General features: G+C 71.6%; 18 protein-coding genes. 3 read left to right on the top strand and 15 right to left on the bottom strand.

Annotation, left to right across the window (positions count from 1 at the left end; all coding sequences use genetic code 11):
- Nucleotides 1–15 precede the first annotated feature (15 nt).
- The 11 genes from M1L60_RS00435 to M1L60_RS00385 all read right to left on the bottom strand — a co-directional run bounded on the left by M1L60_RS00435 (nucleotide 16) and on the right by M1L60_RS00385 (nucleotide 11,582).
- Nucleotides 16–234, bottom strand: coding sequence for a DivIVA domain-containing protein (locus M1L60_RS00435; protein WP_253235194.1), 219 nt, complete (start codon nucleotides 232–234; stop codon nucleotides 16–18).
- Between the two features lie 72 nt (nucleotides 235–306).
- Nucleotides 307–1,053, bottom strand: a complete 747-nt coding sequence (locus M1L60_RS00430) for an alpha/beta fold hydrolase (protein WP_253235193.1) — start codon at nucleotides 1,051–1,053, stop codon at nucleotides 307–309.
- A 339-nt stretch (nucleotides 1,054–1,392) separates the two neighbouring features.
- Nucleotides 1,393–1,758 carry a histidine kinase gene (locus M1L60_RS00425; protein ID WP_253235192.1) on the bottom strand — a complete coding sequence of 122 codons (366 nt, stop codon included), beginning with the start codon at nucleotides 1,756–1,758 and terminating at the stop codon, nucleotides 1,393–1,395.
- A gap of 385 nt (nucleotides 1,759–2,143) precedes the next feature.
- The gene (locus tag M1L60_RS00420) at nucleotides 2,144–3,415 is read right to left on the bottom strand and encodes a hypothetical protein (protein ID WP_253235191.1); all 1,272 of its coding nucleotides are present in this window, start codon (nucleotides 3,413–3,415) and stop codon (nucleotides 2,144–2,146) included.
- Nucleotides 3,416–3,476: 61 nt separating this feature from the next.
- Entirely contained in the window at nucleotides 3,477–4,466 is a 990-nt protein-coding gene (locus tag M1L60_RS00415; RefSeq protein ID WP_253235190.1) for a hypothetical protein, read from the bottom strand.
- A 197-nt stretch (nucleotides 4,467–4,663) separates the two neighbouring features.
- A complete protein-coding gene (locus M1L60_RS00410) occupies nucleotides 4,664–6,097 on the bottom strand; it encodes a sensor histidine kinase (RefSeq protein ID WP_253235189.1) in 1,434 nt (477 codons plus the stop codon).
- On the bottom strand, nucleotides 6,094–6,798 hold the full coding sequence (locus M1L60_RS00405; protein ID WP_253235188.1) for a response regulator transcription factor: 705 nt from the start codon (nucleotides 6,796–6,798) through the stop codon (nucleotides 6,094–6,096). The genes M1L60_RS00410 and M1L60_RS00405 overlap by 4 nt, the downstream gene beginning before the upstream one ends.
- Nucleotides 6,782–8,218, bottom strand: a complete 1,437-nt coding sequence (locus M1L60_RS00400) for a hypothetical protein (protein WP_253235187.1) — start codon at nucleotides 8,216–8,218, stop codon at nucleotides 6,782–6,784. The genes M1L60_RS00405 and M1L60_RS00400 overlap by 17 nt, the downstream gene beginning before the upstream one ends.
- Nucleotides 8,219–8,586: 368 nt before the next feature.
- On the bottom strand, nucleotides 8,587–9,387 hold the full coding sequence (locus M1L60_RS00395) for an ABC-2 transporter permease family protein (protein WP_253235186.1): 801 nt from the start codon (nucleotides 9,385–9,387) through the stop codon (nucleotides 8,587–8,589).
- A complete protein-coding gene (locus M1L60_RS00390) occupies nucleotides 9,384–10,292 on the bottom strand; it encodes an ABC transporter ATP-binding protein (RefSeq protein ID WP_253235185.1) in 909 nt (302 codons plus the stop codon). Before M1L60_RS00390 ends, M1L60_RS00395 begins: the two co-directional genes overlap by 4 nt.
- Before the next feature lie 93 nt (nucleotides 10,293–10,385).
- Nucleotides 10,386–11,582 carry a PucR family transcriptional regulator gene (locus M1L60_RS00385; protein WP_253235184.1) on the bottom strand — a complete coding sequence of 399 codons (1,197 nt, stop codon included), beginning with the start codon at nucleotides 11,580–11,582 and terminating at the stop codon, nucleotides 10,386–10,388.
- Between the two features lie 111 nt (nucleotides 11,583–11,693).
- Between M1L60_RS00385 and M1L60_RS00380 the strand changes: the two genes are divergently transcribed.
- Both M1L60_RS00380 and M1L60_RS00375 read left to right on the top strand, forming a co-directional pair.
- A complete protein-coding gene (locus tag M1L60_RS00380; protein ID WP_253235183.1) occupies nucleotides 11,694–12,764 on the top strand; it encodes a ferredoxin reductase in 1,071 nt (356 codons plus the stop codon).
- 12 nt (nucleotides 12,765–12,776) lie between these two features.
- Nucleotides 12,777–14,012, top strand: coding sequence for a fatty acid desaturase family protein (locus M1L60_RS00375; RefSeq protein ID WP_253235182.1), 1,236 nt, complete (start codon nucleotides 12,777–12,779; stop codon nucleotides 14,010–14,012).
- On the opposite strand, the gene M1L60_RS00370 is transcribed toward M1L60_RS00375, so the two are convergent.
- Nucleotides 13,937–14,665, bottom strand: coding sequence for a YdcF family protein (locus M1L60_RS00370; protein WP_253235181.1), 729 nt, complete (start codon nucleotides 14,663–14,665; stop codon nucleotides 13,937–13,939). The genes M1L60_RS00375 and M1L60_RS00370 overlap by 76 nt on opposite strands.
- A gap of 16 nt (nucleotides 14,666–14,681) precedes the next feature.
- Between M1L60_RS00370 and M1L60_RS48205 the strand changes: the two genes are divergently transcribed.
- Nucleotides 14,682–15,395, top strand: a complete 714-nt coding sequence (locus M1L60_RS48205) for a GNAT family N-acetyltransferase (protein ID WP_369077200.1) — start codon at nucleotides 14,682–14,684, stop codon at nucleotides 15,393–15,395.
- Here the strand turns inward: M1L60_RS48205 and M1L60_RS00365 are convergent.
- The 3 genes from M1L60_RS00365 to M1L60_RS00355 are packed head-to-tail and all read right to left on the bottom strand — an operon-like array spanning nucleotide 15,319 to nucleotide 19,714.
- Nucleotides 15,319–16,248, bottom strand: a complete 930-nt coding sequence (locus tag M1L60_RS00365; protein WP_253235180.1) for a hypothetical protein — start codon at nucleotides 16,246–16,248, stop codon at nucleotides 15,319–15,321. The genes M1L60_RS48205 and M1L60_RS00365 overlap by 77 nt on opposite strands.
- Nucleotides 16,245–17,408 (bottom strand): SWIM zinc finger family protein, encoded by a 1,164-nt coding sequence (locus M1L60_RS00360; RefSeq protein ID WP_253235179.1) that lies wholly within the window; start codon nucleotides 17,406–17,408, stop codon nucleotides 16,245–16,247. Before M1L60_RS00360 ends, M1L60_RS00365 begins: the two co-directional genes overlap by 4 nt.
- A complete protein-coding gene (locus tag M1L60_RS00355) occupies nucleotides 17,405–19,714 on the bottom strand; it encodes a DUF6493 family protein (protein WP_253235178.1) in 2,310 nt (769 codons plus the stop codon). The genes M1L60_RS00360 and M1L60_RS00355 overlap by 4 nt, the downstream gene beginning before the upstream one ends.
- Between the last annotated feature and the right edge of the window lie 18 nt (nucleotides 19,715–19,732).

Here is a 19,732-nt window from a genome sequence, read left to right as displayed (position 1 = left end):
AGGGCGCAAGATCGCCTATGCGAGCTGCTGGAGGCGCTCCTCGATCGCTCGGTCGACCTCGATCCGGGCGTAGCCGCGGAAGCGCTCCCTGAATTCGACGCTCTGCAGGGCGGACCTGGCCGCGGCTCGGAGGGTCGCGCTGCCCGAGGCCAGAGCGTCATCGGCCTGCCGCAGGACCGCATCGACCTGGCCCATGTCGTAACCGCGGAGAGCAATCATGAACGGCGCAGCCATGGAACGAATCGTATCGGCCGGACAGCAATCCGGCCGGACCCGCAAACACCCGCAGGCCGTCGTCCTTGTAGATCACGAGGGTGCGAGCCATCGCGCGGGCACGCTTGCGTTCAGGAAGGCCATGACCTCGGCGTGGAAAGCCTCGGGGGCCAGGCTGTGCACCCGGTGGCCAACAGGAATCGTGGCCAGCCGGGCGCCGGGGATGGCCGCCGTCATCTCGGCCAGCCGACGCGGCGGGATGCAGCTGGTCGGGCCGCCGGATAAGACCAGCGTCGGCTGCCGCACACCGCCCAGCCGCGCCCACCACTCCGGGTCGGGTCGCACCAACTGGCTGACGATGGCGCCCATGACGGCCAGCGCGTGCCCGGAACGGCCGGGCAGACCGGAGCCCGCGGCAGCCATCAGCCGCAACACGCCACCCCACCGCGGCGGGGCCGCCAGGTCTTCCAGCACCAGGCGGGTGATCAGGTGCGGCGAGTGCTGGGCCGCGGCCAGCGCCGCGTACGCCCCCACCGAGTGCCCGATGAGCACGACGTCGCTGAGGTCGAAGTGGTCGATCAGCCCGAGCACGTCGTCGCGCAGGCTGGCCAGGCGGTAGTCGGACGTGCGGTCGCTGGCGGCGTGTCCACGCAGGTCGATGGCGATCACCCGGTGCCCCGCCCCGACCAGTTGGGGCGCCAGCCGGTCCCAGGTGTCGGCGCTGCTGCCGGTGCCGTGCAGCAGCACGGCGGGCACCCCGGCCGTGTCGCCGCACTCGCGGTAGCCGAGCCGGACACCGTTGATCACGACGGTGCCCACCGTCGACCACTCGAACGCCATACCCGTTGTTTACCAGAGGTTTGACGGGCGATCCCTGAAATCCAACCTGTCGTCAACGTCACTCGGAGGTTCTCATGACCGGCGGAAGCCTGCGGCCGGTGTGGCCGCAGTGGCAGGGAGCGGCGACCTCCAGCGGGCGCGAACTGGCCCCGGAGTTTCCGTTCGACGTGGCCCGCCGCGGCTACGCCGTCGGCGCGGAGGTGCTGCGAGCTGTGCTTCCGCCCCACGACGGCCCGACCGAGGCCGTGCCCGTGGCCATGGACGACACCGGCCTGGCCGAACAGCACGGGGTCGAGGCCCGCGAGGTCGTGCCGGCCCAGCCGGGCCGCGCGCTCGAGATCATCCGCCGTCACGACCCGGAGCGGATCGTGACGGCGGGTGGCGAGTGCTCGACGACGCGGTCGATGTCGTCGCGGTGTCCACCAGGGCCGGGAGGTCGGCCAGGCCCGGGGCCGGGGCGGGATCGGCGTCGACCGAGTCACTGCGGAGCACGCCGAGCAGGCGGCGCATGTCGTGCAGGGCAGCCCGCGAGGCCCCGGCGATCGCCACGAACTCGGAGTTGCGGGCGTCGAGGTCGTCGCTCGACCGGTACGGCGCGGTCTCGGCCCGGACGGCGATCATGGACATGTGGTGGGCCACCACCTCGAGCATCTCGTCGCGCCCGGCCACCACCGTCCGCAGGCCCACCAGCAGTGGAGACGTCATGCGCCCATGCTTCTCCCCCGGGCGGGGCGGGACCATCCGGCAGGCCGCAGAAAGCGGGTGGGGAAACCTCACCCCGCCTGCCCGCGTCAGGCGAGGAACAAGAAGGCTCCGGATGCCGGCGTCGGGCCGGGGCGTCGGGCCTGCCTCGCACAGCGGACCCGGTTTCCCGGCATTGTTCCTTCGTCCGAAAGGGTGCGACGCCGTCATCCGGAGCTGAGTAAAGAATGGGCGATTGTGGACATTCCGCACAGCGTCAAACGGCTTGATCTCGATCGCCGAAGGCCCATCCCGGCCCGGCCCGACGGCGCGGAACCGGCAGCGGTTCGGCTGGAAACCCGCGGTTGCCCGGCGCGCCTCCCGCCTTTTTGCTACAGGATCAGCCAGGTCACGGGGTGCGGTGCACGGCCAGCACGCCGGCCAGCCCGTTGACCTCTTCGGTGAGGGCGGGCAGGTAGGCCGGGTTGGCCAGCTCGACGTCGAAGTAGTACGGCAGGGCCGCCACGGCTTCGGCCGGCACGGGACCGCCGGCGCAGTAGGTGTCGCGGAAGCCGGCCGAGTCGGGCTGCCAGATCAGCTCACCCAGGCTGCCCGAGCGGCTGCGGAAGATGGCCGCGTCGATCAACGCCCGCTCCTGCTCGGTGGCGGCGTTGTCGACGAAGATCTTCACGTGCTTGCTCGTACGGGTCTCGGCCGCGGACGCCTCGGCCGGCAACCCGGCCGGCCGGCAGTCGGGGCCGGTCACGCCGGTCTGCCGCAGCGCACCGGGCAGCACGAACGCGAGCGCCACGAGCACGAGGCCCGCCACCGCCGTCTTGGGCCACCGCCGTACGGCCGTCGCGCCGAAGCCCAGGGCGGCCCGCACCGGCCGGGTCTGCGCCACCGTCACCACCAGGATCAACCCGACGAGCAGGGCCGACAGCAGAGCCGGGCCATACCCGAGGTTGTAGAAGCCGCCCCACCACGGGCTGTCCCCGGGCACCTCTTCGCCCGGCCGCAACGTGCTCGGCAGCAGGAAGACGACAGCGGCCACCGCGGCGACGGCGGCGAACGGGCGTGCCTGGCCCGCGTGCCGAGCGACCCACCAGGTCAGCAGCAGCGCCACCAGCGCCCCGACCGCCGCGCCGGCCCAACCGGCGGTGCCCGACCACGGCGGCGGCGTCCGCCACAGGTCGAAGGCGGCCGCGCCGGGCGAGTCGTAGGACGGACGGCCCGTCCAGTAATAGTCGGAGAAGTAGAGGTTGAGTCCGGGCTTGGTGGCGCGGAACCCGGCCTGATACTCGACGCCCCCGTCGACCAGGGATTCGGGGTCGGCCACGGCGAAGTCATGGATCTGCCAGCCGGCCGCGGCCAGCCGATCACGCACGCCGGCGGCGTAGGTCGCGACGTCCCGGGTGTCCTCGGTGTGCTTGACCCAGTAGGCGACCGAGCCGTACTTGACGCCCTCGCCGTCGCCGAACGGCTCGATCGCCGGCGCGTCTCCCCCGCCGAACACCCGCAGGCCGGGGAAGGCGGTGGCGGACAGGCTCTGCGCCTCGGCCCCGGACGGCAGCGGCGGCACGTGTTCCACCGCGATCCGCTCGGCCGCGAAGGCGCCGACGTACGCCCCGGCGAGCGCGATGAACAGGGCCAGGACCAGCCCGCGGACCCGTACCTTCACGCTCCACCTCCGTTGCGGCTACACATCGCGCGACAGCCTACGAATCCCGCGCCACCCCGCGTCAAGCGACGGCCTCGAACTCGCGGCGGGGCCGGGCCAGCACGGCGGCCACCGCGATCAGCACGAACCCGTACAACGGAAGTTGTTGAAAGTCGCTCGGGGTGAGATACCAACCCTCCCCCATGTCGTACGCCCGGAGCAGGTCGATCGTCGGCCCGAAGGCGAAGCCGTGGAAGTGCACCAGCTCGCCCGTGCCGAGCGGCTCGGCCACGGTCAGATAGCGCACCAGCGACGCGACGAACCCGACTGCCGACGGGATGATCAGCACCAGCCCGGTCGTGGCGAGGGCGATGCTGCGCCCCGGCTTTCGCGCTGTGTGCACGCGGTGGGCCAGCGCCACGCCGACCAGCCAGCCACCGGCCAGGCCCAGCAGCAACCCGGTCAAGGTCAGCGGCACGTACGAGCCGGGGCGCGCGGGCCAGCCGGCCAGGTCGATGAGGTTCACGTCGGGGTAGATGTGGACGTCGACCTGCACGCCCTCGCTCTCGGCCAGGAAGTGCCCGTTCTTGATCGGCCGGGTCTGCCAGCTGTCGGCGGCGAGCCGCTGCCGGATCTGTTCCAGGTCGGCCCCCGGCACGAGCGGACCCTGGGCGTACAGATAATTGCCTGAGCCTGAGGCGTGTTCCACCTGCGGCAGCGCACGCTGACCGAGCGCCGCGGCGTCGGGCAGGGTCGCGTAGCCGAACGTGCCCAGCCAGGAACCGCCCGCGGCGCCGAGCGCGCCCCCGACCAGCAGGGCCAGGACGGCGGCCAGCACCGCGAACGGGCGCTTGGTGGGCGGCCGGAAACGCTCCCACAAGCCGTCGAGCACGAGCCGCGCCCGGTCACCCGTCGTCGGACGGCCACCGGGACCGGCCAGCTCGACCATCGTGACGATGAGCTCGGAGCCGTGCTTGCGTCGCAGCCGGGCCGGAAAGGCCGCCAGCAGCAGACCGGACAACCAGCGACGGGCCGCCGGCGCGGTCGGGACAGGAGACGTCGGTTCGGGCACGCGACGACAGTACGGCCGACGAGATATAACGTCAACCGTACTGTCGAGGCGCCTTACTCCGGCCGAGATCGCTGTGCCTGTCGAAGCCGATGTAGAGCCGCGCCGCCGCGTTGGTGCCGAGCGCGCCCAGCGTCTCGAGCTCCCGCCGGCGCAGCAGCGCCGGGTGCTGCGCGTACGCCTCGGCCGCCGCGGCCGATTTACGGCGTCGCGGGCAGGACCAGCCGGAAGCAGGCGCCTTGGCCCGCGGCGGTTTCCAGCTCGACGTCGCCGCCGTGGGCGCGGGCCAGGGAGCGGGCGATCGACAGGCCCAGGCCGGCGTTGGCGCCGGCGGACCGGGTGCGGGATCGGTCCGTACGGTAGAAGCGGTCGAAGACCTTGGCCGCCTGCTCGGTCGTCAGGCCGGGGCCGTGGTCGGCCACCTCGAGGACGGCTCGGCCGCCCACTGTGCCCACCCCGATGCGCACCGGCGTGCCGGGCGGGGTGTGGGCGACCGCGTTGCCGACCAGGTTGGCGACGACCTGGCGCAGACGGGCCTCGTCGGCGTCGACCGGGGCCGGGCCGGGCGGGCCGTCACCACCGGGGCCGGTCAGCTCGGCCGGGCGCGCCGGGTCGAGCGCGTGCAGGTCGTGCCGGGCGTCGGTGGCCAGCGTGCGCAGGTCCATCGGGGTGCGGTCGAGCTGACCCTCGGGCGCGTCGTCGAGCTGGGCCAGCAGCAACAGGTCCTCGGTGAGCGCGGTCAGGCGGGTCGCCTCGCGCTCGATCCGGCGCATCGTCTCGTCCACATCGGACGCGGTGGCCAGCCCGCCCATCCGGTGCAGGTCGGTCGACCCCTTGATGACGAACAATGGCGTACGCAACTCGTGGCTGACATCGGAGACGAACGTCCGCATCCGCGCCTCCGAGGCGGCGCGGTCGGCGAAGGCCCGTTCGAGCTGCCCCAGCATCGTGTTGAGCGAGCCCGCCAGGTGCCCGATCTCGGTGCCCGGCCCGGCCAGATCGGGCACACGCCGGGTCAGGTCGCCCGCGGCGATCGCGGCGGCGGTGTGCTCGATGCGGCGCAACGGCCGCAGGCCCCGCCCGAGCGCGAACCAGCCCAGCCCGGTCAGCACCACGAGCAGCACTCCCCCGCTGGCCAGGCTGGTGACCCGCAGCTGGGCCACCGTGGCGTCGGCCTCGGCCATCGGCGCGGCCGCGATCACCTTGCCGTTCCAGCCCGCGGTGTGCTGGGCGACGGCCCGCCAGCGGTCCGAGCCGTCGGCGGCGGGCCGGAACACGCCGGTCCCGTCGGTGGGGATCGTGCGCAGCTCGGCCGGGGTGGGCAGGGTCGACCGGTCGAGCCGGGACGAGAGGACGCCCTCGGCGACTGTGCCGTCGGCGGCCAGATACACGAGGTAGGGGGCGCCGATCAGGTCGAGGGCGGGGTCCAGCACACCCGACGTGGCCGCCGGGCCGGCCGGGCGCGGCCCGCTGGTGGGCAGCCGCGAGATCAGCGACGTGAGCGAGCTCAGCTGGGTGTCGAGGCGGTCGAGCTGGTAGTGCTCGAGCCGGTCGGAGACCACCGTGCCGACCAGGCCCAGCCCCGCCAGCAGCAGGGCGGTGGTGATGAGCAGCAGTCGTACCCGCAGGCTCATGACCGGGGCTCCCGCAGCACGTAGCCGACGCCGTGGACGGTCTGGATCAGCTTGGGCTCCTCGGCGTCGACCTTGCGGCGCAGGTACGAGATGTACGTGTCGACGATGCTGGCGTCGCCCCCGAAGTCGTAGTGCCACACGCGTTCCAGGATCTGAACCTTGGTCACGACACGGCCCGCGTTCTCCATCAGATAGCGCAGCAGCCGGAACTCGGTGGGCGACACCCGGACGGGCCGGCCGTGACGGGTCACCTGATGTCCCTCGGTGTCGAGCGTGAGCGGGCCCGCGGTGAGCACATCCGCGTGGGAACCGTTGGTGCGGCGCAGGATCGCGTGGATGCGGGCGATCAGCTCCTCGAGGTCGAAGGGTTTGGTCACGTAGTCGTCGGCGCCCAGCGACAGGCCCGTGACTTTGTCGGCCTGGCGGTCGCGCGCGGTCAGGAAGAGCACGGGGACGGGCCCGCTGCGACCTTGCGTCCGTTGCTCGCGCAGCCGCCGCACGACCTCGAAGCCGTCCATGTCGGGCAGCATGACGTCGAGCAGCACCAGATCGGGCGGCTCGGCGGTGGCGGCCGCGATGGCCTCGGTTGCGGTGCCGGCCGAGCTCACTTTGAAGCCGGCGAACCGCAAAGTAGCCGACAGCAGTTCCCGTACGGTGGCCTCGTCGTCCACCACGAGCAGGCGTTCATCGCGAGGCGTCATGGCGCCAGCTTACGAACGCGTCGGCGATCAGACTGCCGACCGCGGCCGCGACCACCCCGGTCCCCACCGCAACCCACGGATCGGCCGCGACGCGCACGTCGAGGAGCGGCACTGTCAGAATGAACGCCTGCGCGCTGAGACCGACCGACACCCGGCCCACCAGGGCCAGAGCAAGCAGCAGTACGCCCCCGGCCACCCCTGTCCAGGCCGCGCGCACCAACGTGCGTGGCCAAAGCCCCTGGGCACGCCACCTCGGCTGCTCGGGATGCCGTCGGGGTGTTTCCCGGCCGGTCCGATCGGCTCGGCCCGAAGCGACACGGGCTGCCGCGGCCGCGGATGCCGTCACCGCGACGCCCTCACCCTCATGTTGACGTGTTGATACACATGTTGACTGCATTGACGTGTGAATCAACATGTCAACACGTCGCCGACCAAGCGTTGCCGCGGCAGCCAGCCCCACCAGCAGGACTCCGACCAGAAGCGCCCCGACCAGCGCATTCGCTGCCGGCGGCCAGACGCTCATCGAGCCGCCGGTCGGCAATCCCGCTGGCCCCTCCAGGACGCAGGACAGCAAGCCACCGGTGTGCACATCCCACGGCAGCCCGGCCAGCAACACGAACGGCAACCCAAGTAGCCCGGCTCCGGCCGCGGCCGGCCCACCGATCCCCCACGCGACGACCAGACCCACGACCGTCAACCCGGCGACCGGCCACCGCAGACCCCGGAGCCCACCAGCAAGGGCCGGAAACCGCAGAACAAGCCAGCACAACCCGACGACCAGAAGAGTCCCGACCGCCGCCTTGCCCACCGACGGCCAGACACCCACCGCGAACCCGGCATCGAGTGCGCCCCCATCGGCCACTCCCCCATTACCAATCCCACCCAGCAGCCGACCGCTGAGCCCACTCGGCAAACCACCACCGGGGACCACTCCAGACAGCCCACCACCGAGGTCGCCCATCGGGAATCCACCACCAGCTCGCCCTCCGAGCAGCCCACCGCCGAACAGCCCACCGCCTGTGAGGCCGCCGAACTGTTCACTGCCGGGAGGACAACCGGAGGCCGCGTCAGCAGCCGGTGTGCCGCCGAAGGGCAGGGTCAAACGTCCACGGGCGAACCATGCGGTCGCGCCCATGGCCGCGGTGAAGACAACAGCCCCTGAGGAGCCTCGCCAGAGCAGTCCTTCGCGGCCGCGCCGCACCAGCAGGATCCCGAAAATGACCGCGCCCACGACGCTGATCCCCAGGGGCACCAGGTCGATCCGGCCGTGCAAGGCGATCGGCAGCCCACCGGACGGTGTCGCGGCGACCTGCGCGGGTGCGCCGGCCGCCATCGCCACCACCGCCGCCGTCAGCCGATCGAGCCGACCCGCCTGGGCACCACCCAGTAGGAGCAGCGCAACTGCCGCAGTGCCCGCCATGACCAGCACCGATACCAGGCCGGCGACAGCTCCCGCGCTCACTTCGCGGCCTCGAGACCGGGGCCCCGCCGCCGCTGGAACCGCCTGCGCACCTGCGATTACCTGTGCCCCCGGCAGCCACCGCGCCGCACAGAGCCACGGCGCCCCTGAGAACCACGGCACCCCCGGCAGCCACCGCGCCGCACGAAGCCATGGCGTTCCTGAGAACCACGGCGCTCTTGGCAGCCACCGCGATCCCCAGATCCACCACACGCGTGACGACCCTGGCCGCCGCTGCACCTCTGAGGGCCGCCGCGTCCCGGGGAGCTGGTGGGCTGTCGATAGACGTTCAGCCATCGGATTCACTCGCTGATCGATTGTCGACGGGGTCAGATGTCGCGGCGGCGGAAGAGGGTGAAGGCAGCGGCCAGTACGGCGGCGATGCCCACGCCCATGCCGGCCAGGTTGAGCCAGGGGTGGGGGTAGTCGGGGCTGGGGACCGTCGTCAGTGCTGCTGAGCCGCCCAGCGTGGGCCAGTAGTTGAACAAGCCGGTCATCCAGGAGGGGAAGAGTCCGGCCATGGCGGGGACCAGGAAGACGATGCCGACGAGGGTGGCCAGGGCGCCGGCGGTGGCGCGCATGATGACGCCCAGTCCGATGGCCAGCAGGGCGATCGCGGCCAGGTAGAGGCCGCCGGCGGTGACCGCGGAGAACACGCCGGGATCACTCAGCGAGGCTGTGGGCACGCCCTGGCCGGTCATCAACGACTGACCGGTCAGGAACGAGCCGAACATCAGCAGTTCTCCGGCGACTGCTGCGATTGCTGTCGCCAGCACTACCTTGGCGGCCAGCACGCGCGTGCGGCGTGGGGTGGCGGTCAGCGTGGTGCCCATCAGGCCGGTGGCGTACTCGGAGGTCACCACGAGGATGCCGAGCACGCCGACGATCAGCTGGGCCACGATGTAGGCCATCAGGCTGCGGCCCGTCGGGTCCCAGGCCAGCCGGTCCGCTTCGGTGGCGGTGTCCCACGCCTGGCCGGCCCCGTTGGCGGCCAGCGCGGTGATGCCGAGGCCGACCGCGAACAAGCAGGCCAGCGTGTACCAGGTGGACCGCAGACTGCGCAGCTTGATCCACTCGGCGTGCAGGGTCCGGCCGAAGCCGACCTTCGGTTCGACGACACTCGTGGTCATGCCGCTGCTCCCTGGAATTCGAGGCTGTCGCGGGTCAGTTCCATGAAGGCGTCTTCCAGGGAGGGGCGCTGTGGGGTCAGTTCGCTCAGGGCTACCCCGTGGTAGGACGCCAACTGGCCGATGTCGGCGGCGGTCAGGCCGGACACCAGCAGGGTGGATTCAAGGCCCTCGCGCACTGTTGCTCCGGCTGCGACCAGCTGGGGAGCGAATGATGCGGGGGCACGGACCAGGACAGTGCTTTCGCCGTTGGTGCGGGTCAGTTCGCTGACCGCGGTGTCGGCGATCAGGCGGCCGCGCCCGATGACGATCAGGTGGTCGGCGGTCTGGGCCATTTCGCTCATCAGGTGACTCGAGACGAGCACGGCCCGGCCCTCGGCGGCCAACGAGCGCATCAGGTCGCGTACCCATCGGATGCCTTCGGGGTCGAGGCCGTTGATCGGCTCGTCGAAGATCAGCACCCTCGGGTCGCCCAGCAGCGTGGCGGCGATGCCCAGGCGCTGGCGCATGCCCAGCGAGAACCCGCCGGCCCGTCGCCGGGCCACCCCTTCGAGGCCGGTGCGGGCCAGCACCTCGCCCACCCGCTGCTTCGGCAGGCCGTTGCTCACGGCCAGCGCGAGCAGGTGGTCATGGGCCGTACGGCCGCCGTGCACGGCCCCGGCGTCGAGCAGCGCGCCCACCTCGGCCAGCGGCACCGGCAGGTCCTGATAGCGCCGGCCGCCGATCGTCACCGTCCCGCGGTCGGGAGCCGCCAACCCGATGATCATGCGCATGGTGGTGCTCTTGCCGGCCCCGTTCGGGCCCAGGAAGCCGGTCACCTGGCCGGGCTCGACGGTGAAGGACAGGTCGTCCACCACCGTCTCCGGGCCGTATCTCTTGGTCAGTCCCCGTACGTCGATTGCGGTCATGCGGCGAATGCTGGCCGCCCCGGCTGACCGGTTCCGCAGGACTTCTTAGAGAACTCTGTGAGTCGGCGCGGCCCAGCGGCGAACCGGCCGGGATCACACAGAGAACTCTGCGGGATCGGGCACGGCCAGGGCGATGGTCAAAGCGGATATCCACTCCGGGTCGCGCAGCCGGTCGCCGTAAAGTTCACGTAGGCGGGTCATCCGATAGCGGACGGTCTGCGGGTGGACGAACAGCTCGGCCGCCACCTCCTCGCGGCGGCCCTGGTGGCGCAGCCAGCTGCGCAGCGTGTCGACCAGCTTGGCCGCGGAGTCCTCCGGCGCGTCGGCCAGCGGCGCCAGCACGCGGGCCCGCAGGTCGGCCAGCGCCGGCGCGTCGGCCGTGAGCACCAGCGGCACCAGGTGCTCCTCGGTGTCGACGACCGTGCGCACGAGGCGGCCCGGCATCCGCAGGGTGCGGACGGCCCGGTCGTACGACGCCTGGACCAGCAGCCACGGCCGGGGCGGGCCGACCACGGCGCGCTGGCCGCGCAGCAGGCCGAGCAGCGCCTCCCGGGAAGCGTCCGGCACCAGCAGCACCGCGAAATCGGGGGCGCCGGGCCCGGCCTCGTTGAGTTCGAGCGTACGGCGATCGAGCAGGTCGACCACCGTGCGCGCAGCATGTTCGGGCACGAGCACGGCGGTCAGCGTGCGCGGCGGCGACCAGTCGGCGCGGCGGGCCGCCGCCACCAGCGTGTGCTCGGGTTCGCCGGCCAGCAGGGCCTGGGTGAGTTGCTCCAGGTGACGCAGCCGGGCCCGGCCCGAGGAGGCCAGTTCGTCGGCGTGCCCGGCCACGCTGGCCGCCGACAGCTGGTCGATGTACGCGAAGACCAGCTCGGCGAAGTAGGCGATGTTGGCCGCGGGCTGACCGGCGCCGAGGCTGATCGCGGCCATCTCGTGCCACGAGACGCGCGCGCCGACCCGATAGGCGGCCAGCAGCGCGTCGAGGCTGCGCCCGTTGCGGGCCTCGCCGCGACCCAGGGCGTACGCACCCTCGAGGGCCGGCCCCAGGGGTGACTGCGGGTCGGGGCCGGCGGCCCGCGAGACCAGCTTGAGGAAGGTACCCAGCGCAGCCATGACGGCGCGCTCGATCTTCGGGCCGAGCTCGCCCGCGAACGGGTCGGCGTACGCGGGCACCTCGGCCGTGATGGCATCGATGGTTGACAACGCGACGCGCCGGAGCTGTTCCCGCAGGGGTTCGACCACCTCGGGCGAGAGCCGAAAAGTTCTTACATCGGGTAGGGGCTCCGTCACACCAATTTCTCCCGTTTAAGTACCGTGCCTTGTCCCCCGTGAACAAATAATACGGTCACTTTCACTTCGCTTGGTCAGGAATCTACTCCCAAGACGTAGGACTCTTGTTACGTGGCTGTTATCCGCAACCTTCGGTCCGGCGCCTGGCGTGTCATCGAGCTGATCACGACGCCGGTGGTGCCCGCCGACTATCTCGACGTGATCGCTCCGCTCCGCAACGCCCAAGTGCTCCGGGCCAAGATCGACGCCGTCCGCCCGGAGACCGAGAACAGCGTCACGCTGGTGCTCCGCCCCGGCCGGGGCTGGCAGTCGCACCGGCCCGGCCAGTACGTGCGGGTCGGCGTGGACGTCGGCGGCGTACGCCTGTGGCGCTCCTACTCGGTGACCAGTCCGCCCTCGCGCCGCGACGGCCGGTTCACCATCACGGTCAACGCGGTCCCGGACGGCGTCGTGAGCACTCACCTCGTACGCAGGACCAAGCGCGGCACGATCGTGCACCTCGACGTGCCGACGGGTGAGTTCCAGTTGTGCCACCCCCGACCGGCCAAGGCCCTGTTCGTCACCGCGGGCAGCGGCATCACCCCGGTCATGGGCATGCTCCGCAGCGCGCTGCACGAGCTGTCCGACGTCGTGGTCGTGCACTCGGCGGGCACCCGCGAGGCCGTCGTCTTCGGCGACGAGCTGCGCGCCCTGGCCGCCGAGGGCCGGATCCGGCTGATCGAGCGGCACACCCGCGCCGACGGGCGGCTCAAACCGGCCGACCTCGACGAGCTCGTGCCCGACCTGTTCGAGCGCCGGACGTGGGCCTGCGGGCCCAACGAGATGCTGGACGACCTCGAGACCCACTGGGCCGACGCCGAGGCCACCCACCTGCTCAGCACCGAGCGGTTCCGGCCCACCCTGATCAACAGCGGCGGGGGCGGCACGATCACCTTCGCCGGCTCGGGCACGGTCGTCGAGACCGACGGCTCCGAGCCGCTGCTCGACTCCGGTGAGGCCGCGGGCGTGCTCATGCCGTCCGGCTGCCGGATGGGCATCTGCTTCAGCTGCGTGCTGCCGCTGCGTGAGGGCGCCGTGCGCGACCTGCGCGACGGCCAGCTCACCGTCGCCGAACCGGGCGACAACATCCCCGTCCAGACCTGTATCTCGGCCGCCGCCGGCCCCTGCACGATCGACGCGTAAAGAGGAACCTGCATGACGACGATCCAGCGCAAGAAGTCCAACCCGATCGCCCACCTCACGCACGAGGACATCGAACAGATCGGCATCGAGCTCGACGCGATCCGCGACGAGGTCATGGCCAGCCGGGGTGAGAAGGACGCCGCGTACATCCGGCGGGTGATCGCGTGGCAGCGCGGGCTCGAACTCGGCAGCCGCGGGGTGCTGCTGTTCTCGCTGTTCCCGCCGGCCTGGCTGATCGGCACGGCCGGCCTGTCGGTGGCCAAGATCCTCGAGAACATGGAGGTCGGCCACAACATCCTGCACGGCCAGTGGGACTGGATGCGCGACCCGAAGATCCACTCGACCAAGTGGGAGTGGGACCACGCCTCCCCGGCCGAGCAGTGGAAGCACTCGCACAACGAGCTGCACCACACCTACACGAACGTGGTCGGCCGCGACAACGACCTCGGCTACGGCATCATGCGCGTCGACGAGGACCAGAAGTGGCACCCGGCCCACCTCGGGCAGCCGTTCTACAACTTCCTCAACGCCTGCTTCTTCGAGTACGGCATCGCCGCGTACGACCTGGAACTCGGCCGCAACCTGGCCACCAAGGAACGCCGGCAGAACCCGAAGTTCAAGGCCGCGCTCAAGGCCGTCCGCCGCAAGATCGGCAAGCAGGTGCTGAAGGACTACGTGGTGCACCCGGCCCTGTCCGGCCCGTCGTTCCTGCACACGATCGCGGCCAACGCCACGGCCAACCTGGTCCGCAACCTGTGGAGCCACTCGGTCATCATGTGCGGCCACTTCCCGACCGGCGTCGAGACGTTCGAGAAGACGTCGATCGAGGGCGAGACGCGTGGCGAGTGGTACCTGCGCCAGATGCTCGGCTCGGCCAACATCAGCGGCAGCAAGGCCATGCACCTGATGACCGGCAACCTGTCCCACCAGATCGAGCACCACCTGTTCCCGGACATGCCGAGCAACCGCTACAAAGAGATCGCCCCCAAGATCCAGGACCTCTTCCAGCGGTACGGGCTTTCGTACGTGAGCGGGCCGCTGCCGAAGCAGGTCGCATCGGCCTGGTACAAGGTGTTCCGCCTCGCGCTGCCCAACCGGGGCGAGGCCGCGATCCGCCGCCCCGTGGAGAAGAAGGCACCCGCCGTCTCGACCCGCTGGCGTCGCGCCCAGCCTCAGGTGCCTGCGTCGGCCCACCTCGGATCGGCCGCTCTGGGTACGCCGGCGCCGGTCGCCCTCAGCGCCGAGTAGGCCCGCATCACCTCGTCCGGCACCTCGACCCGGGCGATGAACCCGCGCCCCGACGGCCCGTACCCCTCCGGGCCGTCGGCCAGCCGCGGAATCTCCCCCATCAGCATCGACCGGTAGCGCTCGGGCGCCCACATCCCCGGCGGCGGATCATCGCCGACATGCGTCCGATGAGCGGCAAAGTTGACAACCGTCATGTCCGGCGCCAGCAAACGAAACCCGGCATCCATGCGCCGCTGCATCGTGGCGTCCTGAATGATGAGCACGCGCTCGTGCGGCAGGTCTTCGAGCAGATCCAGAGCTTCCCGTACGTTGCTCCCGCAATTGGTCGACCCGTGCCCGAGCCGATCGACGTCGAGGCCGTGGCGCTCCCGCAGATAACGCGCGAACAGCGAGGCCTCGCTCAGCCCGTCGACGTCATCCCAACCCATCCGCTGGCGCATGGCCGCCCGCAGCGCATCGGTCGAATGCCCCTGCCCACCGACGATCACCGCCCGCGGCGCCGCCCCCACTTCGAGCGCCCGCGCCAGCACATCCCCACCGGCCAAAATGCTGCCCCCGAACAACACGACGACGTCAGCCAGTCCCCCACTCAAGACGTCGACATCGCGCATCGCGCAAAAGTCCACCAGCACATTGACCTGCTCCGCGACCACTCTCCGACCGTAAGCCATGACCTTTACTTTCCGCGCCGCTCACCCCGACGACCTGAACCGCTGCCTCGAGATCGAGCAGGCATCCTTCGCCACCCCCTACACCTTCCATACCTTCCGTCAGTTCATTGATGTGGCTGGTGAGCTCTTCATCGTGGTAGCCCCCAAGGGCCGCACAGATTCACAAGTGGTGGGTTACGCGCTGGCTTCGATGTCCACCGACCCGGACCTGGTGTGGGCCCTCAACCTGGCCGTGGACAGGCCATACCGGCGCCGCGGTCTCGGTCACCAGCTGACGTTGCGGCTACTTCACGGTGCCGAGCAACTGGGAGCCTCGCGCGTCCGGTGCACTGTAAGCCCGGACAATCTCCCGATGCGCGCGGAACTGCGATCTTTGAACTTCAGCGAGGTGGGCACTTACCCTCGCCGAGACCCCGGCCTCCAACTCCTCGTGGTCGACAATCGGTTCCCGCCCGTCCGCGCCGGGCAAGGCGCTGCCCAACGGAGAATGCAGGACGGGCGCCGATGGCGCGGCAGCGGTGCCGCCAGGATGTGTTGGCAAGAGCCCCGGCTCCGGCCGTGGTGGCGAACCAGGTGTGCAACTGCAGCTCCAGTGAGACATGGGGAGCGGATCTACCACCGTAACGCCTGCGTCGTCAGATCCGGTACCGGCCGGGCGGGATGCTGGTGGCTGTGGAGCCGGGAATCCGGGCCAGCATCCCGGTTCCGGTGATGACGGACTCGTCGCGGTTCAGGCCGCCGACGATGTCGATGCTCAGCTCGGCTGCCACCGTGCGGGCGGTGCATCGGCCCACGAACTCCGCGAGGAACTCGTCCAGCTCCTCATTGTCGTGCATGTCCTCGGGGTTCAGCGATACGCCCAGGGCGTCGAGGAGGCGGCGCTCGATCGGCAGCGGCGTCCCGAGGGACAGGCCGGGTGAGGGGTCGCTGTAGCGCCGGACGGTCCGGCCGTGCTCGGCGATCAACCAGGTCGAGTCGTCGCCGTACTCGGTGATCGCGAAGGCGTGGGCCTCGCCGTGCTCCCGGCTGAGCTTCTCGACCCGCAGACGCACCTGCTCGCCCCGTTCGGGGCCGCCGGTCGTCACGTCGGGAGAGCACCATGCGCCCGCGACGACGGTCCACCCGTTCATCTCGGGGGTGACGAAGACGAGACCGCCGGGATCGTCCAAGTGGTCGGAGACGACGGTGGTGGCCAGATCGAACGTGGCCGGCCGGACCGGGGTCAGCCCGAGCGAGTCCATGATCGCCTGCTGATCGCCGCCCCGGACACTGATCCAGGCGTCCCAGCACAGGCTCACGTTCAGGAAATGCTCCGAGCCCGCCTTGATCCGCACCAGTCGTTCCGCCGCGGCCAGGTCGGCCGGGTGCAGACCGGCCTCGCCGACGATGTTGACCAGGATCTCGAGGGCGGTCGCGCGCACCCGGCCGGGGCCCTCGCGCCGGATCCGCTGCAGTTGCGGGACGATCGCCGGCCCTCGGTCGGCGAGCTGCCACACCAGGCTGGAGTGCTTGACTCCGACCAGGGGGCGGAGCCGGTCGAGTTCGGTCGTCAGGTCGTCGGTCACAGTGAGCTCCGAGCCGCGAGGATGTGTTTGCACGGGCCTCGGCCCAGGCCGTGGGTGGCGAACCAGGTGCAGGTGCAGCGGTCGCCGTCGGGGGTGCGGCGGACGACGTACGCGGTGCCGCCGCTGCGGACGGTTGCGGTGTCGTCCGGGCCCGGCTCGACGGCGCCCGCCTCGACCAGTGCGCGGGCGTCGCGCCGGCGGGGCTGGTCGGCGTAGATCAGGGCCGCGGCGAGGGGGAGCACGCGGCCGAAGGACGTCCCGTCGGCCAGGTCGTAGCCGCTGGTGTCGCCGTCCGCCCCGTCGAGCAGGCCACCCTCGCCCGAAAAGCCTCGGCTGACGGCGGGGCTGAGCAGCACCGTCAGGCGGGCCGTGGGCATCTGGAGCAGCCAGGCGCTGGAGGTGTTCAGGCCGTATGTGTGGACCGCCGTTGCGTGGCGCAGCAAGGGCTCGAACACGCGCAGCCGGTCGAGGCCGGCCACGGCCACGCTGCCGGCGGCGGGGCGCGTGGCCAGCCGCGGTCCGCCCGGGGCCGGGGTCACGTGCAGAACGGCGGTGCTGCGCGACCGGGTCTGCAGCAGACGGCGCAGGTGGGCGGCCGGGTACACCGCGCCGGGCTGCATCGCGCGGGCGATCGGGTTCAGCTCGGCCAGGCTGCGCACCCAGCGTTCGGGCAGCGGGACGCGGCGTTCGACGGCCTCGGCATCCAGCGTGCGGACCCGTACCTCGTCGTCACCGACGGCCAGGTGCATCGGGTCGGGACCGGCGAGGCCGGCCAGGGCGCTGCGCATCGGGTCGTTGAAGTCGACGTTGGTGGTGCCGCGGGCCCGGGGTGCGCGGTCGAGGCCGTCGGGCAGCACGTCGAGGCGGGCGTACACGCCGCAGTCGGCCGAGAGGCTCTCGAATCGCAGGTGGGTGCCGTCGCTGGTGACGAGCGGGTCGGCGGCGCGCAGGATCGCGGCGGCCATGCCGGGCGGGGTGTAGAAGCGGGTGCGGGCGATCCGGGCCACCGTGAGCAGGCCGGCGGCGACGATCGGCGGGCGCTCGATCAGGCCGTCGAAGAAGTACGGGTGCTCGGCCGGGCCGCCGGAGGTGGCCAGGCGCACGCCCGCACCGTCGACCGCCGAGGCGTGCCGGTAGCGGTACAGCTGCTCGACCGTCATTCCGAGGCCGGCTTCAGCAGTTCGCGGGCGGTGCGCGCGGCCTTCGACGAACCGGTGAAGCCCCGTAGCCAGGAGCAAAGAGCTTCCGGGGGTACGGCGGAGATCCGCAAGCTTTCCTCCAGGAGCGCCCCGACGAGGGCGTGCAGGCCGCGATGATCGTACGGAAGCTGGGGTAGCAGGGTGTTGAGGACGGCGATCACGGTGTGCGGGTTCGAGGTGTTGCGCAGCGCCGACGCCCACCGCGTGGCGGTGGCGTGCCCGGCCAGCAACACCATCGCGTCGGCCATCGTGGCCACCGGGATCCGGTGCGGGACCAGTGTGGTCAGTGCCTCGGCGGCCTGCAGGCGGGTGGCCCCGTCGTGGGCAGTGAGCGCCGCGGCCAGCACGGCCGCGGCCATCGGACCCAACCGGCCGGGGTGGACCAGCATCGCGTCGAGGCGGGCCGGAGCGCGGCCGTCGCTCTCGCCGTGCGCGGCAAACATCATCGGGCTGATCTCGGGGGCCAGGAACGTTTCCGCGTCGTGCGGCCAGATCTGCGCCTGCCAGCGGATGACATCCCAGTCCGGGCCGTACTCAGTGGGCACGGTCGGCCGGTCGGGGTGGCGGACGCCCCGGGGTTCGACGTCGATGTGCGGCTCCCAGTTGACGAACGTGCGCCACGTCGTGCCGTCCTGGTAACGGTGGGGATCCGCGGTCAGCCGCAGGGTGAGCCGGGCGGCGTGGCCCTCGCCGGCCCCGGTCAGCCCGGCCGCGATCAGATGCGCGTCGTCGTCCAGCGGGGCCCGGGTGCGGGCGGCCGCGACCCAGAGCGCGTGATCGTCGATCTCGGCCGGTTCGCCGCCCAGGGCGTACCGAACAGCGGGCGGCAGGTTGGGAGCAGCCCGCAAGGCATCGGCGCGGCCGTCGGGATGCAATCGGAGCATGGCGGCGATCAGGTCGTAGCGCATCGGTTCGCCGGTGGCGGTCAGGCGGCGTACGAATTCGGCCGGGTCCAGCCAGCCGGCCCGGTCGGTCGGCGTGGCGAGCAGCGTGCACGGGCCGGGACGGCGCTGGATCTCGTCGATCCGGGCGGCCAGGAAGTCGGCGTGGTGCAGCTCGGGCTTCTCGTCCAGCAGCAGCGCGGCGACGACGTGGCGCATCTGGCCGTGGTGTTCCAGCACGCGGCGGGCCGGCCGGCGCAACTCCTGAGTCGCGCGGCCGGCGGCGACCTCGGCCAGGAACTGCTCGATCTCCCACGGGTCGGTCTCGCCGGCCAGCAGGGCGGCGGCGCGTTCCCCGGGCGTACGGTCGGCGGGTCGGCTCGGCGGCAGTGCCGACGGCAGCGGCTGTTCCTCGTCGCGGGTCAGGCCGAACCACGCGCCCGCCTGCTGGGCCACTGACGGCTCGAGCAGGTCGAGGCGGCCGGCCACGAGCTCGCCCGCGCCCAGATCGCGCAGCAACGTGAGGGCGGCCATCTGGACGTCGCGGTGCCGGTGTTCGAGCGCGACCGCCGCCACCTCGGCCGCCCGCTCGGGACGCCGGGAAGCGGTCGCGGTGACCAGCCGCAGGATCGTCAGCGGGGTGTTCTTGGCCGGCACCACCAGCGCGGGCGGGCACGCGTCGAGGAACGCGTCGTCGTCGAGCTCGATCGTGGCCAGGTGCCGGGTCGCGAAACCGACCGTGGCCGGAACCGTCGAGGCGAGCAGCCGCAGCAACCTGGGTCGCATGGCCGTGAGCTCGGCCGGCGTCGGCGCCAGGGAGTCGTACAGCTGGGAGAAGAACCCCGCCCGGTACGCGCTGAAGTCGCGGCCCAGCGCGGCCAGGCAACTGGTCAGCACGCGGTCGCGGGGCAGGGTGCCCTCCGTGACCAGCGTCCGGAACGCGTCCGCCCACTTGCTGCCGGGCGTGCTGAACTTGTCGACGTTGGTCAGGCTGACCTCGCCGCCGCCCTCGACCTCGAACACGCGCCAGATCAACTCGTCCCGCAGCTCGTCGTCGCCGCGGATCGCGTCGAGCCGGTACGCCGCGTCACCCCGGTCGCCCAGCGCCGACACCAGGGCCAGGATGTAGGCGTCGTCGTGGGGCGGCGTGACGATCCCGGCCCGGTCCAGGGCCCGGATCGGGTGGAACAGCGGCCGCTGCGGCCACGTCGTCGCCAGCCAGCCGACCAACCGCTCGACGCCGCGCACGAACCAGTCCGGAACCGGTTGCTCGGGCGGCTGGACCGGCTCCGTCAACCAGCTCAGCTGATCCGCGAACCGCCAGCCCACCCGTTCCGTGGCCGGGACGTCGGCCAGCGCGGCCACGATCTCGTCGACAGAAGCCATGATCGAATTGTGCCGGAC

The sequence above is a fragment of the Paractinoplanes aksuensis genome, assembly GCF_024137025.1.
GTDB lineage: Bacteria > Actinomycetota > Actinomycetes > Mycobacteriales > Micromonosporaceae > Actinoplanes > Actinoplanes aksuensis.
The sequence above is the reverse complement of the archived record's forward strand: the minus strand, read 5'-3'. Positions and strand labels throughout refer to the sequence as shown.

Excerpts from the sequence above, each read along its gene's own strand:
- M1L60_RS00430 (WP_253235193.1), bottom strand. The coding sequence starts at position 1,053 with ATGGCGTTCGAGTGGTCGACGGTGGGCACCGTCGTGATCAACGGTGTC.
- M1L60_RS00390 (WP_253235185.1), bottom strand. The coding sequence starts at position 10,292 with ATGACCGCAATCGACGTACGGGGACTGACCAAGAGATACGGCCCGGAG.
- M1L60_RS00375 (WP_253235182.1), top strand. The coding sequence starts at position 12,777 with ATGACGACGATCCAGCGCAAGAAGTCCAACCCGATCGCCCACCTCACG.
- M1L60_RS00410 (WP_253235189.1), bottom strand. The coding sequence starts at position 6,097 with ATGAGCCTGCGGGTACGACTGCTGCTCATCACCACCGCCCTGCTGCTG.
- M1L60_RS00395 (WP_253235186.1), bottom strand. The coding sequence starts at position 9,387 with ATGACCACGAGTGTCGTCGAACCGAAGGTCGGCTTCGGCCGGACCCTG.
- M1L60_RS00360 (WP_253235179.1), bottom strand. The coding sequence starts at position 17,408 with ATGACGGTCGAGCAGCTGTACCGCTACCGGCACGCCTCGGCGGTCGAC.
- M1L60_RS00400 (WP_253235187.1), bottom strand. The coding sequence starts at position 8,218 with ATGGCGGGCACTGCGGCAGTTGCGCTGCTCCTACTGGGTGGTGCCCAG.
- M1L60_RS00355 (WP_253235178.1), bottom strand. The coding sequence starts at position 19,714 with ATGGCTTCTGTCGACGAGATCGTGGCCGCGCTGGCCGACGTCCCGGCC.
- M1L60_RS00435 (WP_253235194.1), bottom strand. The coding sequence starts at position 234 with ATGGCTGCGCCGTTCATGATTGCTCTCCGCGGTTACGACATGGGCCAG.
- M1L60_RS00405 (WP_253235188.1), bottom strand. The coding sequence starts at position 6,798 with ATGACGCCTCGCGATGAACGCCTGCTCGTGGTGGACGACGAGGCCACC.
- M1L60_RS00425 (WP_253235192.1), bottom strand. The coding sequence starts at position 1,758 with ATGACGTCTCCACTGCTGGTGGGCCTGCGGACGGTGGTGGCCGGGCGC.
- M1L60_RS48205 (WP_369077200.1), top strand. The coding sequence starts at position 14,682 with ATGACCTTTACTTTCCGCGCCGCTCACCCCGACGACCTGAACCGCTGC.